Raw genomic sequence first — 16,620 nt, forward strand, 5'->3', positions numbered from 1 at the left:
ACCGAAATGGCGGTGGAGGTCCTGTCCACCGCCGACGGGCGTGCCAAGACCGCGCTGTCGCGCCGCCATGCCAGCGCGTGGTTCGCCGCGCGCCGCGGCGAGAGTGAACCGATTGCGGTGGGCACGGCCAACCCACCGCTGCATCCCGCCCGGCCCGAGCGGCCCGAATTGCTCAGCCCCCGCGACGTGCCGCGCCGTCGGCCGGGATCCGAGGCGGGGCGCATCGCGCTGTTGCATGCGGTGGCGCATATCGAGCTGAACGCGGTCGATCTGCACTGGGATATCGTGGCGCGGTTCGGTCACGTGCCGATGCCGATCGGGTTTTATGACGACTGGGTGAAATGCGCGGATGAGGAATCCAAGCATTTCAACATGGTCTGCGATGTTCTTGAGAGCATCGGCAGCCATTATGGCGCGCTGCCTGCTCATGCCGGCATGTGGCGCGCGGCCGAGGATACGGCCGAGGATCTGATGGGGCGCCTCGCAGTCGTGCCTATGGTGCTGGAGGCGCGCGGGTTGGATGTGACACCGGGCATGATCGAGATCTTTCGCAAGGCGGGGCTGTCCCAGGCGGTGGCGGCGCTGGAGGTGATCTATGCCGAGGAAGTGGGGCATGTGGCCTATGGTTCGAAATGGTTCCATTTCCTCTGCGGGCGCGAGAACGTCGACCCTAAGGACGTGTTTCACGATCTGGTGCGGCGCTATTTCCATGGCGCCCTGAAGCCCCCTTTCAACGAGGAAAAACGCGCCGAAGCGGGCCTGCCGCCCGATTTCTACTGGCCGCTGGCCGAAGAGACCCCGGCACGGGACCGGCCCGTCTGATCCCGTCGCCGGGTTCGATCGGCGGATTTTTGCCAAAAAATCAAGCAGCCCCGTGCCGTTTTCGCCCAACCGGTAAACAAACTTGCCCGATCCGCCCGAACCGCTTATGCACTCGGGCCAAGGCCCGGCTCCACTCAGCCGGACGGGTCTTGTACGGGGACAACAAGGGATGGGCTGGTGCGGACACGTCTGGCGATCAAGATACACGCGTTTCTGGAACAGCGGTTTCCGGAACGCAGGGTTTTTCTGAAATCCGACAGTGATACGCGGTTCATCCGGCTCAAATCGGAAACTCAGATCGTCGCCTTTGCCGGGGCGACAGTGTTTGTCGCCTGGACCATCGTGGCCACCGCAATCCTGCTGATGGACAGCATCGGGTCGGGCAATTTCCGCGAACAGGCGAAACGGGACCAGGCCACCTATCAGGAACGGCTGAACGCGATCTCGGCCGAGCGGGACGCCCGCGCCGAAGAGGCGGTGGCGGCACAGCGCCGGTTCAACGCCGCGCTGGCGCAGATTTCGGTAATGCAGTCCGAACTGCTGGAATCCGAGACCCGGCGGCGCGAACTGGAAACCGGGATCGAGGTGATCCAGACCACCCTGCGCGCAACGATGAAACAGCGCGAATCCGCGCGCGAGGCGCTGGCCGCCCTGAAGGAAGAGAGCGGCGAGAACAACGCTGCGCACCTGGCGGCGGCCGAGTTGCCCGCGCAGATGACTTTCATGGCCCAGGCGCTGGAGCGGACCGCGCAGCAACGCGACAAGATCCATTCCGACGCGCAATCGGCACTTGAGGCCCGGGCGGAGCTGGAGCTGGAAATCAAGCTCATGCAAGAGCGCAACGACCAGATTTTCCGCCAGCTTGAAGAGGCGATGACAGTTTCGGTCGAGCCGCTTGACAAGATGTTCCGCGCCGCTGGCATGCCGACCGACAGCATCCTGGAACAGGTGCGGCGCGGGTATAGCGGCCAGGGCGGGCCGCTGACCCCTTTGTCCTTCTCCACCCGCGGTGAGGAACCCTCGGCCGACGAAATCCGCGCCAACAACCTGTTGCAGCAGATGGATCAGCTGAACCTGTACCGGATCGCGGCAGAGCGCGCACCCTTTGCCAACCCGGTCCGGGCCGCCGTGCGATTCACCAGCGGCTACGGTTATCGGCGCGATCCCAAGACCGGCGGCAAGCGCATGCACAACGGGTCAGACTTTGCTGGCAAACATGGCACCGACATCTATGCCACCGCTGATGGCGTGGTCACGCATGCCGGTTGGGAATCGGGCTTTGGCAAGTTGGTCAAGATCCGGCACGACTTTGGCATCGAAACTCTTTATGCCCATAATTCGCAGATCAACGTGAAGGTCGGTCAAAGGGTCTCGCGCGGGGATCATATTGCTGATATGGGTAGCACCGGACGGTCCACCGGTACCCACCTTCATTACGAGGTGCATGTCAACGGACGACCTGTTAACCCCATGACTTACATCAAGGCTGCACGCAATGTTTTCTAAGAGCAAAATCAACGAGCCCGCCCCCAAGGCACCCGAGGCGGCAAAACCCGCCACTTCCACGGCACCCGCTGCGCCCGCTCCGAGCGATTTCAAGGCAGCCGCGCCCAAGCCGAAGCCGCCGGCATCCGTTTTGTCCTCGGATCTGCATATTACCGGCAACATCAAGACCAGCGGCGATATCCAGGTCGAAGGCTCGGTCGAAGGGGACATTCGTGCCCACCTGCTGACCATCGGCGAAACCGCGACCATCAAGGGCGAAGTCACCGCCGATGACGTGGTGATCAACGGCCGCATCGTGGGCCGCGTCCGGGGTCTCAAGGTCCGCCTGACTTCGACCGCACGGGTCGAGGGCGACATCATCCACAAGACCATCGCCATCGAGAGCGGTGCCCATTTCGAGGGATCGGTGCAGCGTCAGGACGACCCGCTGAACCCGGGCCGCGCGGCCAAGCCTGCTGCCAACCCGGCAGCCGCCGCGCCTGCCACCAAACCCGAAGGCACCTGAAGCCGAAAACGGCCAGCCGGTCCGACAGGGACAGTGAAGCGTCGCGGAAGACATTCCGCGGCGCTTTTTTGTGCCGGGGGCCTGTCTTACTGGCCGAGCATCCATGTTCCCTGCGGCCAAAGCGCATGAAACGCAAAGGCGAACATTACGTCATGGGGCAGATCCCGGCCTTGGGCGTCCTGTACCCGGACCGACCCGATCTCGCGCCCCTTGTCGATCTCTGCGGTGTCCAGCGCCGACGCCAATCCCTGTTCCCAGTTTAGCGTGACCTCTGCCTCGGTCAGACGCCCGGCCCTTGCCAACCTGTCCAGCGGCCAGGCCCGGTCCCCCACCCGCACGACCCGCGCCAGCGGCGCGATACCGTGAGGCGGCGGTTCGCCTGAATACAGGAACGGACGGCTGGCCGTGTCATACCCTCGGTAGGGATTGCGCCCGTAAGGCCGGGCGTGGTCCGGTTCGGCCATGACGAGGCCATCGGGATTGCGTCTGTGGAAGGTGTCCAGGCTCTCCATCCAGCCCGGCAGAGCATCCAGCCGCGTGCCGGTCAGCGCGCCGACGATGGCCCGGCCTTCGGCCTGTTGCCACCAGCTTTCGGTTTCGCGGTCATACATCACCATATCCGAATTGCGCAGCTTGCCGGTGACGCCAAAGGTGAGGATGCCCTGCGCGGTGCGCCGATCAAAGATCAGGGCCGAGTTGCACAGCGGACAGAAGGTGACCGCATAGGCAAGGTCGCCGATCTGATCGTTCACGATCTCGTGCCAGATCAGGTAACGGATCGGATAGGCGCGCGGCACCTCCCCTCCGACTTCGAGCGTGATCACCGGCTCACGCCCGCTGATGTCGGAAACGGCCGTCACCGGAAGGAAATCCGGATTGGACAGCGCCGGGATCCCATCCTTGGGCGGCCCGCCGGACAGGATCTCGCCCCAGTTCTCGACAGAGGAACGGGAGAAATCCGTTCGCGGCCATTCGTGGCGCCAGAATTCGGGATCGGCCGAGGCCGGTACGGTCAGCAGCCAGGCAAACAGAAAAACGATCAAGCGCATCGGAGCCTCCGGCAGGACAGGACAAGACCATGATCCTCGTCCGGTACCGCTGGCGCCAGTGTCGACACGCGATCGTGAAGTCGGTGCCCGGCGCCGGAAACCGGCGCCGGGTAGATTTTCACTTTGTCACCGAGACCGTTTTCATCAGGTCCGGCTGGCCGATGACCGACCCGTTCTGGCCGGTGCCGCGCTTGATCGCGTCGACCACATCCATGCCACCCGTGACTTTGCCGACAACGGTGTACTGACCATCCAGAAACGAACCGGGGGCGAACATGATGAAGAACTGCGAATTGGCGCTGTTGGGGTCCTGCGCCCGCGCCATTCCCACGACACCCCGTTCGTAAGTGATGTTCGAAAACTCGGCCGGCAGATCGGGGCGGTCCGAGCCGCCGCGCCCGGCGAGCCGCATGTCGCCACCGAGACGTCCGTACTGGACATCGCCGGTCTGGGCCATGAACCCGTCGATCACCCGGTGAAACACGACGCCGTCGTATTTGCCCTCGGCGGCAAGCGCTGTGATCTGCTCCACATGCTTGGGGGCGACATCTTCGAACAGGTCGATGGTGACCGTGCCGTTCGCCTCACCCTCGACCTCGATCTTGAGACCGGTGGCTGCGGCCGGGACGGCCATCAGCGCCAGAAGGGCGGCGAGCTTATACATCTGCGGCCACCTTGACGCTGATCATGCGATCCGGGTTAGCAGGCGGTTCGCCCTTGGTGATGGCATCGACATGCTCCATGCCCGAGATCACCCGGCCATAGACGGTGTACTGGCCGTTCAGGAAATGGTTGTCCTTGAAGTTGATGAAGAACTGGCTGTTGGCTGAGTTCGGGTTGGCCGAACGCGCGGCCCCCAGCGTGCCCCGGTCATGCGGCAGTTTGGAAAACTCGGCCGGCAGGTTCGGCAGCGAAGATCCGCCGGTCCCCGCCATGCGGATGTTGAACCCGTCTTCCATATCGCCATTGGCCACATCGCCGGTCTGGGCCATGAAGCCGTCGATCACCCGGTGAAAGCAGACATTGTCATACTCGCCAGCGCGGGCCAGTTCCTTCATCCGTTCGGAATGCTTGGGCGCCACGTCGGGCAGCAGCTCGATCACCACATTGCCGTCCTTCAGCTCGATGATGATGGTGTTTTCGGGATCCTTGATTTCGGCCATCGGGCCCTCCTGTCACGTTGATTGCCGGGAACCTAACCATCACGCGCGCAATCGACAAGGCGCGCCATTGACGGGCGCGCGCATTCGGGTAGAGAAACGCCCTAGCATTTGATCAGGGAGATTGCGGGATATGGGCTGGAAGACACTCGACGACATGGACCTGAACGGCAAGCGCGTGCTGGTGCGGGTCGATATCAACGTGCCGATCGTGGACGGCGTGGTGACCGACTCGACCCGGATCCGACGTTTGATGCCCACCGTGCGCGACATCATCGCCGCAGGCGGCCGCCCCATCCTGCTGGCGCATTTCGGCCGCCCGGGCGGCGAGCGGCGCAAGAACCTGTCGCTGAACCAGCTGGTCCCGACGCTGGAACGCGCCTTTGGCACCAAGGTGCTGTTCGCCGACGATTGCGTCGGCCCCGCCGCCGAGGAAGCCGCCGAAGCGCTCCACCCGGGCGAGGTTCTGCTGCTGGAAAACACCCGGTTTCATGCCGAAGAAACCAAGAACGACCCGGCGCTGGCCGCTGGCATGGCACGGCTGGGCGACGTGTACTGCAACGACGCGTTTTCTGCCGCGCACCGTGCCCACAGCTCGACCGAGGCGATCGCACGCCTTTTGCCCTCCTGCGCCGGGCGGCTGATGCAGGCCGAGCTGGAAGCGCTGGAAAAGGCCCTGGGCAAGCCCCAGCGCCCGGTCACGGCGGTTGTCGGCGGCGCCAAGGTGTCCACCAAGCTGGAACTCTTGGGCAACCTGATCGAGAAGGTCGATTACCTGGTGATCGGCGGCGGCATGGCGAACACCTTTCTGGTGGCCAAGGGCCATTCGGTGGGCAAGTCGCTGGCCGAGCGGATCATGAAGGACACCGCAGTCGAGATCATGGACAAGGCCGAGGCGGCGGGCTGTACAATTGTTCTGCCGAGTGATGTGGTGGTGGCGAAGAAATTCGAAAGCCACTCCCCGCACGAAGTGCTGCCGGCGGACCGCTGCCCTGAAGACGGGGTGATCCTGGACGCGGGCCCCGAGAGCCTGACCGCCATCAAGGCGATTTTCGAGAAGAGCCGCACGGTGATCTGGAACGGTCCTCTCGGCGCGTTTGAACTGGAGCCGTTTGACGCGGCGACAAACGCCGCCGCGCTGAAGGCCGCCGCCCTGACACGGGCGGGCAAACTGGTGTCCGTTGCCGGCGGTGGCGATACGGTTGCCGCGCTCAACGCCAGTGGCGCGGCGGGGGACTTTACCTATATCTCCACCGCCGGCGGTGCCTTCCTGGAGTGGATGGAAGGCAAGACGCTGCCAGGCGTTGCCGCCTTGTTGCAAAACGGCTGACCGGTGTGCGGCTAGCCCGCGCGCACCCTTGACCGGTGAACCCCGGTCGCACCGGGCCGGATCCCGCCGCCATCCGGCCCGTCGTCATCCTCGGACAGCAGCGCAGTGCGCATGTCGCGCAGGTCCGGGCTGTGCAACCAGCGCAGGCCGGTCGTCATGAAGATCATTCGAAACATCACGCCCTCCCCAACTGGCCGTCGGGCCGAATGCCGTCCCTGTGGCTCAAGGCGTCCAGCGTGCGCAGAAGCCCTTCGTGGCGGGCCAGTTCGTCCTTCAGCGTCAGTTTCCGCCGCTTGAGCATGCGCAGCGTCTGCGCGCAGGGGGCCGGGCGCTTGAGTTCTTGCAGGATGCGCTGTTTCAGCTCGGCCCTGCGCTCTCTGAGCACAGCCATCCGCAGTTTCAGCGAAAAGGCGCGAACTCTGCTTTTTGCGGTCATCAATGGTCTCCTCCGGTTGTTGGGTTTGCCGTACCGTAGTGCGGCCTGGTCCCAAGATGGGGGCGGCCCATCTGGAAAGAAGCCAATGCTGCTATAGATAAAGATAGGTTTTTCCTATTTAAGCGAGTTCCGCATGCCGCCCGACATCACCCTGCGCCAACTCAGCTATTTCTCGACCCTGGTGGCCGCCGGGCAATACCGCCGCGCCGCGCGCAGCCTGGGCATCAGCCAGCCTTCGCTCAGCCTGCAAATCGCGGCGCTGGAAAAGGCGGTGGGCGCGCGGTTGCTGGAACGGCGCCGCAGCGGCCTGATCCTGACGCCCGAGGGTCGCGACGTATCCGAAATGGTGGCGCGCATCCTGCGCGAGGTCGAGGCGCTGACCCTCTATGCCAGCCCAATGCGAGACAACATGACCGGCACGCTGCGGCTCGGTTCGACCCCGACCATCGGCCCTTATCTGTTGCCAAGGGTGCTGCGCCGGCTGCATGGCCAGTACCCCAATCTGAAACTGGCGATCCGCGATGGTGCGCCGCGCGAGATGGTCGAGGACCTTGCCGCGGGTCGCTATGACCTGATCCTGACCCAGCTGCCGGTTGGCCGCGACGATATCCGGGTCGAGCCGTTGTTCCGCGAACCGCTGGAATTGGCGGTGGATCCGGCGCACCGGCTGGCGTCAGCGACCCAGATCCGGCAGGCCGATCTGGCCGGGGAAACCATGCTGAGCCTCAGCTCCGGCTATGCCTTGCACGGACAGGTTCAGGGCCTGTGCGAACGTGCCGGGGCTCGGCTGAGTACCGAGTTCGAAGGCACCAGCCTGGACGCCCTGCGCCAGATGGTGTCGCTGGGCATGGGGATCACCCTGCTTCCGGCGCTCTATGTCGCCTCCGAAGTGCGCGCGACCGGGGCCGATGTCGTTACCCGGCCGTTGCGTCCGGCGATGCACAGGATCGTTGGGCTGGCCTGGCGGGCGGCCAGCGGCACCCCGCCCGCGATCGAGAGGTTCACCCGATTGACCCGGGAGGTGATCCGCGACGAGATGAGCGGTATCCTGCACCCTTCTGCCTGAAGCAAAGGCAATCCGGAAAAAGCGCAGAAAGGGGGATTCACAAGGCGATTCGCCTGTGTCATACTTGCAGAACGCACCCGGCAGAGGCGCGAACAGAGGCAAACAAGACGGCAGGTTCCCAGCGTGTCCCGTACGACAAGACCCAGCTTCGGCACCTTGCTGTTCTTCGCGGTTTCCTTCGCCTTGAGCACCTATTTCACCTTTGCCGCCGTACAGGGCGATTTCGGGTTGTTCCGCCGGGTGGAAATCGCGGCGGAACGGGACATGCTGTCGCGCAAGCTGACGGAGCTTCAAGGTCAGATTGACCAGATGGAGAACCTCACTCAGCGCCTCTCCGACGATTTCCTCGATCTTGATCTGCTGGACGAACAGGCCCGCTCGGTCTTGGGACTGCTGCGCTCGGACGAAATCGTCATACGCTGAGGCCGGGCGCAGGATTTCACGGAAATCCTGTAGCAAAATCTTCGTTGAAGATTTTGAGTGCGCGGTGGCAGATTTCCCCCGCGTCATATTATCTCTCGCCATGAGCACTCAAATGCTTTATTCAATAGTTTAATGCTAAACTATCTTGCCGCAAGGGGGAGACCGCAGTGACGACCGCCAAAAAGACGCCAAGAAAATCAAATATTTCGGCTGACGAGCTGAAACACTATTATCGCGAAATGCTACTGATCCGCCGATTCGAGGAAAAGGCCGGCCAATTGTACGGCATGGGGCTGATCGGCGGTTTCTGCCACCTCTACATCGGCCAGGAGGCTGTTGTCGTCGGGCTCGAAGCTGCCACCGAAGAGGGCGACAAGCGTATCACGTCCTACCGCGATCACGGCCACATGCTCGCCTGCGGCATGGATCCGGGCGGCGTGATGGCCGAACTGACCGGCCGCATCGGCGGGCTCAGCAAGGGCAAGGGCGGCTCGATGCACATGTTCTCGAAAGAGAAACATTTCTATGGCGGCCACGGCATCGTCGGCGCGCAGGTGCCGCTGGGCGCGGGCCTGGCCTTTGCCGACAAGTATCTGGACAACGGCCGCGTCACCTTCGCCTATTTCGGCGACGGCGCCGCCAATCAGGGCCAGGTCTATGAGACCTTCAACATGGCGGCCCTGTGGAAGCTGCCGGTGATCTTCGTCATCGAAAACAACCAGTATGCCATGGGCACTGCCCAGAAACGCTCGACCTCCTCGCCCGATATCTATACGCGCGGCGAGGCCTTCGGCATCCCCGGCGAAACCGTCGATGGCATGAACGTGCTGTCGGTGAAAGAGGCCGGGGAAAAGGCCGTGGCTCACTGCCGCGCTGGCAAGGGCCCCTATATCCTCGAGGTCAAGACCTATCGCTATCGCGGCCACTCGATGTCGGACCCGGCCAAGTACCGGACCCGCGAAGAGGTGCAGAAAGTGCGCGAACAGAGCGACCCGATCGAGATGGTGCGCGAGATGCTGCTCAGCGGCAAACACGCCACCGAGGATGACCTGAAGGCGATCGACAAGGAGATCAAGGAGATCGTCAACCAGGCCGCCGAATTCTCGAAAGAAAGCCCCGAGCCGTCCGTGGACGAGCTCTGGACCGATATCTACGCCTGAGAGGACATCACGACATGGCAACCGAAATTCTGATGCCCGCCCTGTCTCCGACCATGGAGGAAGGCACCCTGGCCAAATGGCTGGTCAAGGAAGGCGACACCGTATCCTCGGGCGATATCCTGGCCGAGATTGAAACCGACAAGGCGACCATGGAGTTCGAGGCGGTCGACGAAGGGATCGTCGGCAAGATCCTGATCGCCGAAGGCACCGAAGGCGTCAAGGTCAACACCCCGATCGCCATCCTGGTGGAAGAGGGCGAAAGCGTCGAGGCGGTGCCAGCAGCCGCACCCGCGGCTGCCGCGGGCAACGAGGCGGCCTCCGCAGGAGGCTCCGAGGCGCCCGCAACCCCTGCCCCGGCTGCGGTCCCCGCTGCGCCACAGGTGGACCTCTCGCCCGACTGGCCTGCGGATGCGCCGATGAAAACCCAGACCGTGCGCGAGGCGCTGCGCGATGCGATGGCAGAAGAGATGCGCGCCGACGAGGCCGTCTATCTGATGGGCGAGGAAGTCGCTGAATACCAGGGCGCCTACAAGATCTCCCAGGGCATGCTGGATGAGTTCGGCTCAAAGCGCGTGATCGACACGCCGATCACCGAGCACGGGTTTGCCGGGATCGCGGTTGGCTCCGCCTTTGGCGGGCTCAAGCCCATCGTCGAATTCATGACCTTCAACTTCGCCATGCAGGCGATCGACCAGATCATCAACTCGGCGGCCAAGACGCTTTACATGTCTGGCGGACAGATGGGCTGTCCCATCGTGTTCCGTGGCCCCAACGGCGCCGCGGCCCGCGTGGGTGCCCAGCACAGCCAGGACTATGCCGCCTGGTACATGCAGATCCCCGGCCTGAAAGTGGCGATGCCCTATTCGGCCGCCGATTACAAAGGCCTGATGAAGACCGCGATCCGCGATCCCAACCCGGTGATCTTCCTGGAAAACGAGATCCTTTACGGCCGCAGCTTCGAGGTGCCTCAGGTCGATGACCTTGTCGTACCTTTCGGCAAGGCCCGGATCTGGCGCGAGGGCACCGATGTGACCATCGTCAGCTTCGGCATTGGCATGCAATATGCGCTCGAAGCCGCCGAGCGGCTGGCCGCTGACGGTATCAGCGCCGAGGTTATCGACCTGCGCACGCTGCGCCCGATGGACCTGCCGACCGTGATCGCCTCGGTGATGAAGACCAATCGTCTGGTCACCGTCGAGGAAGGCTGGCCGCAGGGCTCCGTCGGCAGTTACATCGCCTCCGAGGTGATGCAACAGGCCTTCGACTATCTCGACGCGCCGATCATCACCTGCACGGGTAAGGACGTACCGATGCCCTATGCCGCGAACCTGGAAAAACTGGCGCTGGTCACCACCGATGAAGTGGTCGCAGCCGTCAAACAAGTGACCTATCGGTAAGGAGCGACAGAGATGCCCACCGAAATTCTGATGCCCGCCCTCTCTCCCACCATGGAGGAAGGCACGCTCGCCAAATGGCTGGTCAAGGAAGGCGACACCGTATCTTCCGGTGATCTTCTGGCCGAGATCGAGACCGATAAGGCGACGATGGAGTTCGAAGCCGTCGACGAAGGCATCGTCGGCAAGATCCTGGTGCCCGAGGGCACCGAAGGGGTCAAGGTGAACACCCCCATCGCGGTCCTGCTGGAAGAGGGCGAAAGCGCGGGCGATATCGCCAGCGCGCCCAAGGCGGCCCCGGCCGCCGCCGCGGGCAACGAGGCCGCCCCTGCGGCGTCGGAGGCGCCCGCAGCGGCGCCCACCCCCGCCCCGGCCGCGCCCAAGGGTGCCGACGGCGGCCGAGTCTTCGCCTCGCCGCTGGCCCGCCGGATCGCCGCCGACAAGGGGCTCGATCTGTCACAGATCGCAGGTTCCGGCCCGCATGGCCGCATCGTCAAGGCCGATGTGATCGGGGCCACCGCGCAACCGGCAGCTGCGGCTGCCGCAGCGCCTGCTGCCGCAGCTCCCGCCACCCCTGCTGCGGCTCCCGCTGCTGCACCGAGCGGACCCAGCGCCGATATGGTTGCCCGCATGTACGAGGGCCGCGAATACGAAGAGGTCAAGCTCGACGGTATGCGCAAGACCATCGCCGCACGCCTGTCCGAGGCCAAGCAGACGATCCCGCATTTCTACCTGCGCCGCGATATCAAGCTGGATGCGCTGATGAAGTTCCGCGCCCAGCTGAACAAGCAGCTCGAAGGGCGCGGCGTCAAGCTGAGCGTCAACGACTTCATCATCAAGGCGGTGGCCAATGCGCTGCAACAGGTGCCCGACTGCAACGCGGTCTGGGCTGGCGACCGGGTGCTGAAGCTGAAACCCTCGGACGTGGCCGTTGCGGTCGCCATCGAGGGCGGGCTGTTCACACCGGTGCTGAAAGACGCCGACATGAAGTCGCTCTCGGCGCTGTCGACCGAGATGAAGGACCTGGCCACCCGCGCCCGCGACCGCAAGCTGGCACCGCAGGAATACCAGGGCGGCAGCTTTGCCATCTCGAACCTGGGCATGTTCGGCATCGACAATTTCGACGCCATCGTGAACCCGCCGCATGCGGGTATCCTGGCGGTCGGCTCCGGGGTCAAGAAACCGGTGGTCGGCGCCGACGGCGAGTTGACCGTGGCGACCGTGATGTCGGTGACCATGTCGGTCGATCACCGGGTGATCGACGGCGCGCTCGGCGCGCAGCTGTTGCAGGCGATCGTCGACAACCTGGAAAACCCGATGGTGATGCTGGCCTGACGGCCTGACACTTACAAACACCCAAAAGCCCCGGTTCACGACCGGGGCTTTTCGTTTGTTGTGCAGCTGCTGGTTTCGATTGGCCTCTCCGAGCCCAAAGTGACGGATGCTGCAAATTGCATGAATGGATTGAAACGCGCATTGCCGCCATTGGCACCAGCAGGTGCGGTGAGGTGGCTACCGTTGGGCAAGCGAGTTCATGTAATTGGGGCGGAGCTTGTTTTCATATTTTCATACAGGGATCTCAGGCTTTCCTGTCCGCCCTCGGTGTCCATAGCTGACACCCCGAGAAAAACCTCTGCCTCCTTTGAGGCGCGAATCTGCACCCCAAAGCTATTGCTGTACGCAAGCTGTCGTGCTTCCTCTTCTGTGAGCTTCGCCATCAAGACAACATCCACATTGTTTGGTTCACGTGAGCAACGCCAGGAGATATCAATTCGTTGATCTTCGCCGTTCACAACGATTTCGACGACTCCAAAATTACAGAGTTCGTCTTGCCTTCCTTGCGCTTCAATAACAGCGAAAAACATGAACCCAACGTCCTTTGCATGGGTCAAAATAACCTTGTGCCGACCGTAAACAGAGTCCCTCGTGCCGCGAACATAGAGCATTTGCGATCGCATCTCCGTGCCCCACACAACTTCCGTCGCACCACCCGTAACCATCCGGTGTTCCCTGAGTTCATCTTCGCCCAACTCAAGATGTTTATCGCTTGCTGTGCCCGCCGAAAGACTGAGAAATCCAAGCGAGACGCCCATCTGGTCTAGAAATTCGGCTATCCCAGCCGAAAGCACTTGTGATTTTTCTACGTCCTCTGGCACAGGGTTTTTATAGGCGAAGCGGTGCACCCCAAATCTTGCACCATCTGGAAAATGCCTTAGCCGCCCACCGGCAAACATAAGAGTTGCGGCGCTTAAACATTTGCCTGAACTAAGAGTTCTTGCGACGATCAGATCATCATCGTTTATTGGTTCAAGAGCATATGTGCCTATCGAGGTTTCGAGTCCGTACGTACGAATTACACACCCAAGCTTTATACCCTCCTCGGCATCACCGCCCGGCGAGTTGATATAGACGGTAGTACGAGGGGGGACGCCCGCAGTTTCAATGAGTTTTAGTAACCTATCGGCATCCCCTCTAACAATTGCACCAAATGCGTTGATGTGGCGAAAACCTCCGAACAATTTTTCGAGTTCTGTTTGCTCGTCTGTGTATTCAAATTGCAAATCTGACCCCTTTTTCCGGGACAAAATCTAACATGCTGGCTGGAAGCATTTAGGTACGGGAGTCAGCTTCATCACAATAGGCAAACGTTACTCGGCGCTTGCAACGAAGATCCAATCCGGGATGGGCACTTTTCACTGCGGTCACTAAGCGCCCGTTATGGGGCATTCAAGGATACACAACCAACGGTAGCTTCGTCCCGCTAGCGGAAGCTGAGACAGGTCGAACCACAGCTCACCCGAAAGCGCTATAGGAAGCCAAAAAAGGGAGCGCCCCCGCCCCCACAGTCTTTTCCCAAGTACTCACCTACACCACGACCGCCGCCAGCACCAAACCGGCGGCGGCGCGCTGATCAGTATTGATAACCGGGCGTCGAGGCCGACAGCGCCTGCTCGGCCTCGTCCATCTCGGCTGCGATATCCTCGAACAGCGGTGTCGAGAGGTACCGCTCGCCGGTATCGGGCAGCATCGCCAGCAGCACCGAGCCCTCGGGCGCGGTTTCGGCGACCTTCATCGCTGCCGCCAGGCTGGCACCGCCGGATATGCCGGTCAGGATGCCTTCCTCCGCCGCCAGCCGTTTGGACCAGGCGATGCTTTCCGGGCCGCTCACCGGTTCCAGCGCGTCGAAATAGCCCTGATCGAGCGCCTCTTGCAGCACCAGCGGGATGAAATCCGGGGTCCAGCCCTGGATCGGATGCGGGTTGAAGGCGGGATGGGTCGCGGCGGGTTCACCCTCGGCGTTGCGCTGTTGCGCCTCGCCCGACTGCACCAGCGCGGCATTGGCGGGCTCGCTCAGGGTGATCTTCAACCCGGGCCGCGCGCCTTTCAGCACACGGCCTAGGCCGGTGACGGTGCCGCCGGTGCCATAGCCCAGCACCACGTGATCCAGCCGTTCGCCTTCGAAATCGCCGAGGATCTCTTGTGCGGTGGTAGCCGCGTGAATATCGGCGTTGTCCTTGGTTTCGAACTGATGCGCCAAGAACCAGCCATTCGCCTCGGCCAGTTCTTTGGCTTTCATCACCATACCGACCGCCTTGTCCTCCTTGCGGGTCAGCACCACCTTGGCGCCCAGCATCCGCATCAGACGCCGCCGTTCGACCGAGAAGCCGTCATGCATGGTGATGACCAGCGGATAGCCCTTGGCGGCGCAGACCATGGCAAGTCCGATGCCGGTATTGCCGCTGGTCGCCTCGACCACGGTCTGGCCCGGCTGCAACCGGCCCTCGCGTTCGGCGGCCTCGATGATGTTCAGCGCCAGCCGGTCCTTGACCGACCCCGCCGGATTGAACGCCTCGAATTTCACATACATGGTGACATGTTCGGGCGCGATGGCGTTCAGCCGGATCACGGGCGTATTGCCCACCGTTTCCAGGATCGAGCCATAAAGCCGCCCGCGGCCAGTGGTCGTAAAGATCATCGTTTGCCCCCAAGTCAAACTGCGGAAAGTCTCGTTGTTGCACGGAATAATGCGTCCCGCGGGGCGGATCCGCAAGGCGGTCCATGTACGATAAGACCAGCCTTTTCCCGTTGCGGTACAAAACTGGAACCTTGGACTGCCACAGCTCGCCATTTAAGATCAAAAGTCACCAGCAAGCTCTTCTACCATAACAATTTTATTCAATACAACGGAAACAAAAAAGGGCGCAAAGCACCCCTTTCTTGTTTGCGTGACAAATGAATGCTGCGGTACGGGCGCCTCAGTCCGACCCGTTCGGAAACCGCTGATCCATGTTGACCGAGGGCTGGTCGCAGCCCGCCTCGCCCACGATCTTGGCCGGAATGCCCGCGACTGTCTTGCAGGGGGGAACCTCGCTCAGCACCACGGAACCGGCGGCGATGCGGCTGCAATGGCCGACCTTGATGTTGCCCAGTACCTTGGCCCCTGCCCCGATCAGCACACCATCGCCGATCTTGGGGTGGCGGTCCTCTTCTTCCTTGCCCGTCCCGCCCAGCGTCACCGAATGCAGCATCGAGACATTGTCGCCCACCACGGCGGTCTCGCCGATCACGATCGAATGGGCGTGGTCGATCATGATGCCCTTGCCGATCCGGGCCGCCGGGTGAATGTCGACGCCAAAGATTTCGGACACTCGCATCTGGAAGAAATAGGCCAGGTCATAGCGTTTGCGCGTCCACAGCCAATGCGCCACGCGATAGGCCTGCATCGCCTGATACCCTTTGAAGTACAGGATCGGCTGCAACAGTCTGTGGCAGGCCGGGTCACGCTCGTACACCGCCATCAGGTCGGCCCGCGCGGCCTCGATCAGTTCGGGCGCGCTGTCATAAGCATCATCGACGATCTCACGCAGCACAACCATCGACATCTCGTTCGAGCAGAGCTTGGCCGCGATGCGATAGGACAGCGCCTTTTCCAGGTTCCTGTGGTGCAGTATACAGGCATGGACCAGCCCGCCCATCAACGGTTCCTTGTCCACGGCCTCCAGTGCTTCGGCTGTGATCCGGTCCCAGACCGGGTCGACGGGGGCGAGTTTGGTGCGTGTTTCCATCATGGCCTGTCATCCTTTGCTGCGCCTAATCTAGCGAGATAGGATGGATTTGGCCAACCGCAATGCGTGATCGAAGGAACAACAAAAATGAATAGCCAGGATCTGTCTGTCTTTCGCAAGCTCATTGCCCAGCGCATCGCCGAGCTGGACGAAGGCTCGGATGCAGGCCGAGACGCCCGGTCCGTGGTGGAACTGGACCAGCAGGCCGTGGGCAGGCTCAGCCGGATGGACGCCTTGCAGAACCAGGCGATGGCCAAGGCCCAGCAGACCCGCCGCGATATCGAAAAACGCCGCCTGCACCTGGCCTTGCGGCGGATGGACGAGGGCGAATACGGCTATTGCGATACCTGTGGCGAGGATCTGCCACAGGGGCGTTTGCGCATCGACCCCGCGGCCACATTATGCGTCAGTTGTTCCCGCGGCTAAGCGCCCGGGCAATCAGCGCCCGCAGCACCGTTTCAAAACACAGGCAGTAGTCCGGGTCGTCAAATCCCGGCTCGTCGGCCAGAAGGCGTTTGCGCGCGGCCGACATCAGCGACCCGTTGCCAAACAGCGGGTGCATCCTCCCGGTTCGCTGAACATGCCGGTCGGCAACCTCCGCTTCGGCGATCATGCGCCGGCACAGCACCTCGCGGTCAAGGGCGGGCGCGTTCAGCAGAACGCGCGCCGCCGCGCAGACATCGCCATGCAGGACCGGCCGCAT

General features: G+C 62.6%; 19 protein-coding genes. 10 read left to right on the forward strand and 9 right to left on the reverse strand.

All coding sequences use genetic code 11. The features are described from left to right. Positions 1-6: 6 nt before the first annotated feature. The 3 genes from G0P99_RS21715 (at position 7) to G0P99_RS21725 (ending at position 2,833) form a co-directional block, all read left to right on the forward strand. Complete coding sequence (locus G0P99_RS21715; RefSeq protein WP_203583218.1) at positions 7-822, forward strand: ferritin-like domain-containing protein; 816 nt, start codon at positions 7-9, stop codon at positions 820-822. A 177-nt stretch (positions 823-999) separates the two neighbouring features. Then, positions 1,000-2,328, forward strand: coding sequence for a DUF5930 domain-containing protein (locus G0P99_RS21720; RefSeq protein ID WP_164132583.1), 1,329 nt, complete (start codon positions 1,000-1,002; stop codon positions 2,326-2,328). Then, a complete protein-coding gene (locus G0P99_RS21725; protein WP_164132584.1) occupies positions 2,318-2,833 on the forward strand; it encodes a polymer-forming cytoskeletal protein in 516 nt (171 codons plus the stop codon). Before G0P99_RS21720 ends, G0P99_RS21725 begins: the two co-directional genes overlap by 11 nt. Positions 2,834-2,919: 86 nt before the next feature. Here G0P99_RS21725 and G0P99_RS21730 read toward each other — a convergent pair whose 3' ends face one another. From G0P99_RS21730 to G0P99_RS21740, 3 genes are all read right to left on the reverse strand, one after another. Next, entirely contained in the window at positions 2,920-3,882 is a 963-nt protein-coding gene (locus G0P99_RS21730) for a DUF3179 domain-containing protein (protein WP_164132585.1), read from the reverse strand. A gap of 118 nt (positions 3,883-4,000) precedes the next feature. After that, entirely contained in the window at positions 4,001-4,546 is a 546-nt protein-coding gene (locus tag G0P99_RS21735; protein ID WP_164132586.1) for a peptidylprolyl isomerase, read from the reverse strand. Further along, positions 4,539-5,045: a peptidylprolyl isomerase gene (locus G0P99_RS21740; protein ID WP_164132587.1), complete on the reverse strand. Its 507-nt coding sequence runs from the start codon at positions 5,043-5,045 to the stop codon at positions 4,539-4,541. The genes G0P99_RS21735 and G0P99_RS21740 overlap by 8 nt, the downstream gene beginning before the upstream one ends. Before the next feature lie 130 nt (positions 5,046-5,175). On the opposite strand from G0P99_RS21740, the gene pgk reads away from it, so the two are divergent. Further along, positions 5,176-6,372: a phosphoglycerate kinase gene (gene pgk, locus G0P99_RS21745; RefSeq protein WP_164132588.1), complete on the forward strand. Its 1,197-nt coding sequence runs from the start codon at positions 5,176-5,178 to the stop codon at positions 6,370-6,372. Between the two features lie 11 nt (positions 6,373-6,383). Here pgk and G0P99_RS21750 read toward each other — a convergent pair whose 3' ends face one another. After that, positions 6,384-6,548 carry a hypothetical protein gene (locus G0P99_RS21750; protein WP_164132589.1) on the reverse strand — a complete coding sequence of 55 codons (165 nt, stop codon included), beginning with the start codon at positions 6,546-6,548 and terminating at the stop codon, positions 6,384-6,386. Next, a complete protein-coding gene (locus G0P99_RS21755) occupies positions 6,548-6,808 on the reverse strand; it encodes a YdcH family protein (RefSeq protein ID WP_203583210.1) in 261 nt (86 codons plus the stop codon). Before G0P99_RS21755 ends, G0P99_RS21750 begins: the two co-directional genes overlap by 1 nt. 133 nt (positions 6,809-6,941) lie before the next feature. Here G0P99_RS21755 and G0P99_RS21760 point away from each other — a divergent pair, with 133 nt between their 5' ends. From G0P99_RS21760 to G0P99_RS21780, 5 genes are all read left to right on the forward strand, one after another. Further along, complete coding sequence (locus G0P99_RS21760; protein WP_164132590.1) at positions 6,942-7,874, forward strand: hydrogen peroxide-inducible genes activator; 933 nt, start codon at positions 6,942-6,944, stop codon at positions 7,872-7,874. A gap of 123 nt (positions 7,875-7,997) precedes the next feature. After that, positions 7,998-8,297 carry a septum formation initiator family protein gene (locus G0P99_RS21765; protein ID WP_164132591.1) on the forward strand — a complete coding sequence of 100 codons (300 nt, stop codon included), beginning with the start codon at positions 7,998-8,000 and terminating at the stop codon, positions 8,295-8,297. 167 nt (positions 8,298-8,464) lie between these two features. Further along, positions 8,465-9,457 (forward strand): pyruvate dehydrogenase (acetyl-transferring) E1 component subunit alpha, encoded by a 993-nt coding sequence (gene pdhA / locus G0P99_RS21770; protein ID WP_164132592.1) that lies wholly within the window; start codon positions 8,465-8,467, stop codon positions 9,455-9,457. A 14-nt stretch (positions 9,458-9,471) separates the two neighbouring features. Continuing rightward, entirely contained in the window at positions 9,472-10,854 is a 1,383-nt protein-coding gene (locus G0P99_RS21775) for a pyruvate dehydrogenase complex E1 component subunit beta (protein ID WP_164132593.1), read from the forward strand. A gap of 12 nt (positions 10,855-10,866) precedes the next feature. After that, positions 10,867-12,186, forward strand: a complete 1,320-nt coding sequence (locus G0P99_RS21780) for a pyruvate dehydrogenase complex dihydrolipoamide acetyltransferase (protein ID WP_164132594.1) — start codon at positions 10,867-10,869, stop codon at positions 12,184-12,186. 197 nt (positions 12,187-12,383) lie between these two features. On the opposite strand, the gene G0P99_RS21785 is transcribed toward G0P99_RS21780, so the two are convergent. The 3 genes from G0P99_RS21785 to cysE form a co-directional block, all read right to left on the reverse strand. Then, complete coding sequence (locus G0P99_RS21785; protein WP_203583211.1) at positions 12,384-13,412, reverse strand: hypothetical protein; 1,029 nt, start codon at positions 13,410-13,412, stop codon at positions 12,384-12,386. A 350-nt stretch (positions 13,413-13,762) separates the two neighbouring features. Next, positions 13,763-14,827 carry a PLP-dependent cysteine synthase family protein gene (locus G0P99_RS21790; protein ID WP_164132595.1) on the reverse strand — a complete coding sequence of 355 codons (1,065 nt, stop codon included), beginning with the start codon at positions 14,825-14,827 and terminating at the stop codon, positions 13,763-13,765. 280 nt (positions 14,828-15,107) lie between these two features. Next, entirely contained in the window at positions 15,108-15,920 is an 813-nt protein-coding gene (gene cysE / locus G0P99_RS21795; RefSeq protein WP_164132596.1) for a serine O-acetyltransferase, read from the reverse strand. An 84-nt stretch (positions 15,921-16,004) separates the two neighbouring features. On the opposite strand from cysE, the gene G0P99_RS21800 reads away from it, so the two are divergent. Then, a complete protein-coding gene (locus tag G0P99_RS21800; protein ID WP_164132597.1) occupies positions 16,005-16,343 on the forward strand; it encodes a TraR/DksA C4-type zinc finger protein in 339 nt (112 codons plus the stop codon). Here G0P99_RS21800 and G0P99_RS21805 read toward each other — a convergent pair. Further along, positions 16,324-16,620 carry a hypothetical protein gene (locus tag G0P99_RS21805; protein ID WP_164132598.1) on the reverse strand — a complete coding sequence of 99 codons (297 nt, stop codon included), beginning with the start codon at positions 16,618-16,620 and terminating at the stop codon, positions 16,324-16,326. The two genes, G0P99_RS21800 and G0P99_RS21805, sit on opposite strands and share 20 nt — an antisense overlap.

Source organism: Ruegeria sp. PrR005 (assembly GCF_010500245.1).
Lineage (GTDB): Bacteria > Pseudomonadota > Alphaproteobacteria > Rhodobacterales > Rhodobacteraceae > Ruegeria_B > Ruegeria_B marisflavi.

Bases quoted from the DNA above. Each gene is read 5' to 3' on its own strand.
- G0P99_RS21740 (WP_164132587.1), bottom strand. From the start codon at position 5,045: ATGGCCGAAATCAAGGATCCCGAAAACACCATCATCATCGAGCTGAAG.
- G0P99_RS21805 (WP_164132598.1), bottom strand. From the start codon at position 16,620: ATGCGGCCGGTCCTGCATGGCGATGTCTGCGCGGCGGCGCGCGTTCTG.
- pgk (WP_164132588.1), top strand. From the start codon at position 5,176: ATGGGCTGGAAGACACTCGACGACATGGACCTGAACGGCAAGCGCGTG.
- G0P99_RS21775 (WP_164132593.1), top strand. From the start codon at position 9,472: ATGGCAACCGAAATTCTGATGCCCGCCCTGTCTCCGACCATGGAGGAA.
- G0P99_RS21735 (WP_164132586.1), bottom strand. From the start codon at position 4,546: ATGTATAAGCTCGCCGCCCTTCTGGCGCTGATGGCCGTCCCGGCCGCA.
- G0P99_RS21750 (WP_164132589.1), bottom strand. From the start codon at position 6,548: ATGTTTCGAATGATCTTCATGACGACCGGCCTGCGCTGGTTGCACAGC.
- cysE (WP_164132596.1), bottom strand. From the start codon at position 15,920: ATGATGGAAACACGCACCAAACTCGCCCCCGTCGACCCGGTCTGGGAC.
- G0P99_RS21780 (WP_164132594.1), top strand. From the start codon at position 10,867: ATGCCCACCGAAATTCTGATGCCCGCCCTCTCTCCCACCATGGAGGAA.
- G0P99_RS21725 (WP_164132584.1), top strand. From the start codon at position 2,318: ATGTTTTCTAAGAGCAAAATCAACGAGCCCGCCCCCAAGGCACCCGAG.
- G0P99_RS21790 (WP_164132595.1), bottom strand. From the start codon at position 14,827: ATGATCTTTACGACCACTGGCCGCGGGCGGCTTTATGGCTCGATCCTG.
- G0P99_RS21800 (WP_164132597.1), top strand. From the start codon at position 16,005: ATGAATAGCCAGGATCTGTCTGTCTTTCGCAAGCTCATTGCCCAGCGC.
- G0P99_RS21755 (WP_203583210.1), bottom strand. From the start codon at position 6,808: ATGACCGCAAAAAGCAGAGTTCGCGCCTTTTCGCTGAAACTGCGGATG.
- G0P99_RS21730 (WP_164132585.1), bottom strand. From the start codon at position 3,882: ATGCGCTTGATCGTTTTTCTGTTTGCCTGGCTGCTGACCGTACCGGCC.
- G0P99_RS21715 (WP_203583218.1), top strand. From the start codon at position 7: ATGGCGGTGGAGGTCCTGTCCACCGCCGACGGGCGTGCCAAGACCGCG.
- G0P99_RS21760 (WP_164132590.1), top strand. From the start codon at position 6,942: ATGCCGCCCGACATCACCCTGCGCCAACTCAGCTATTTCTCGACCCTG.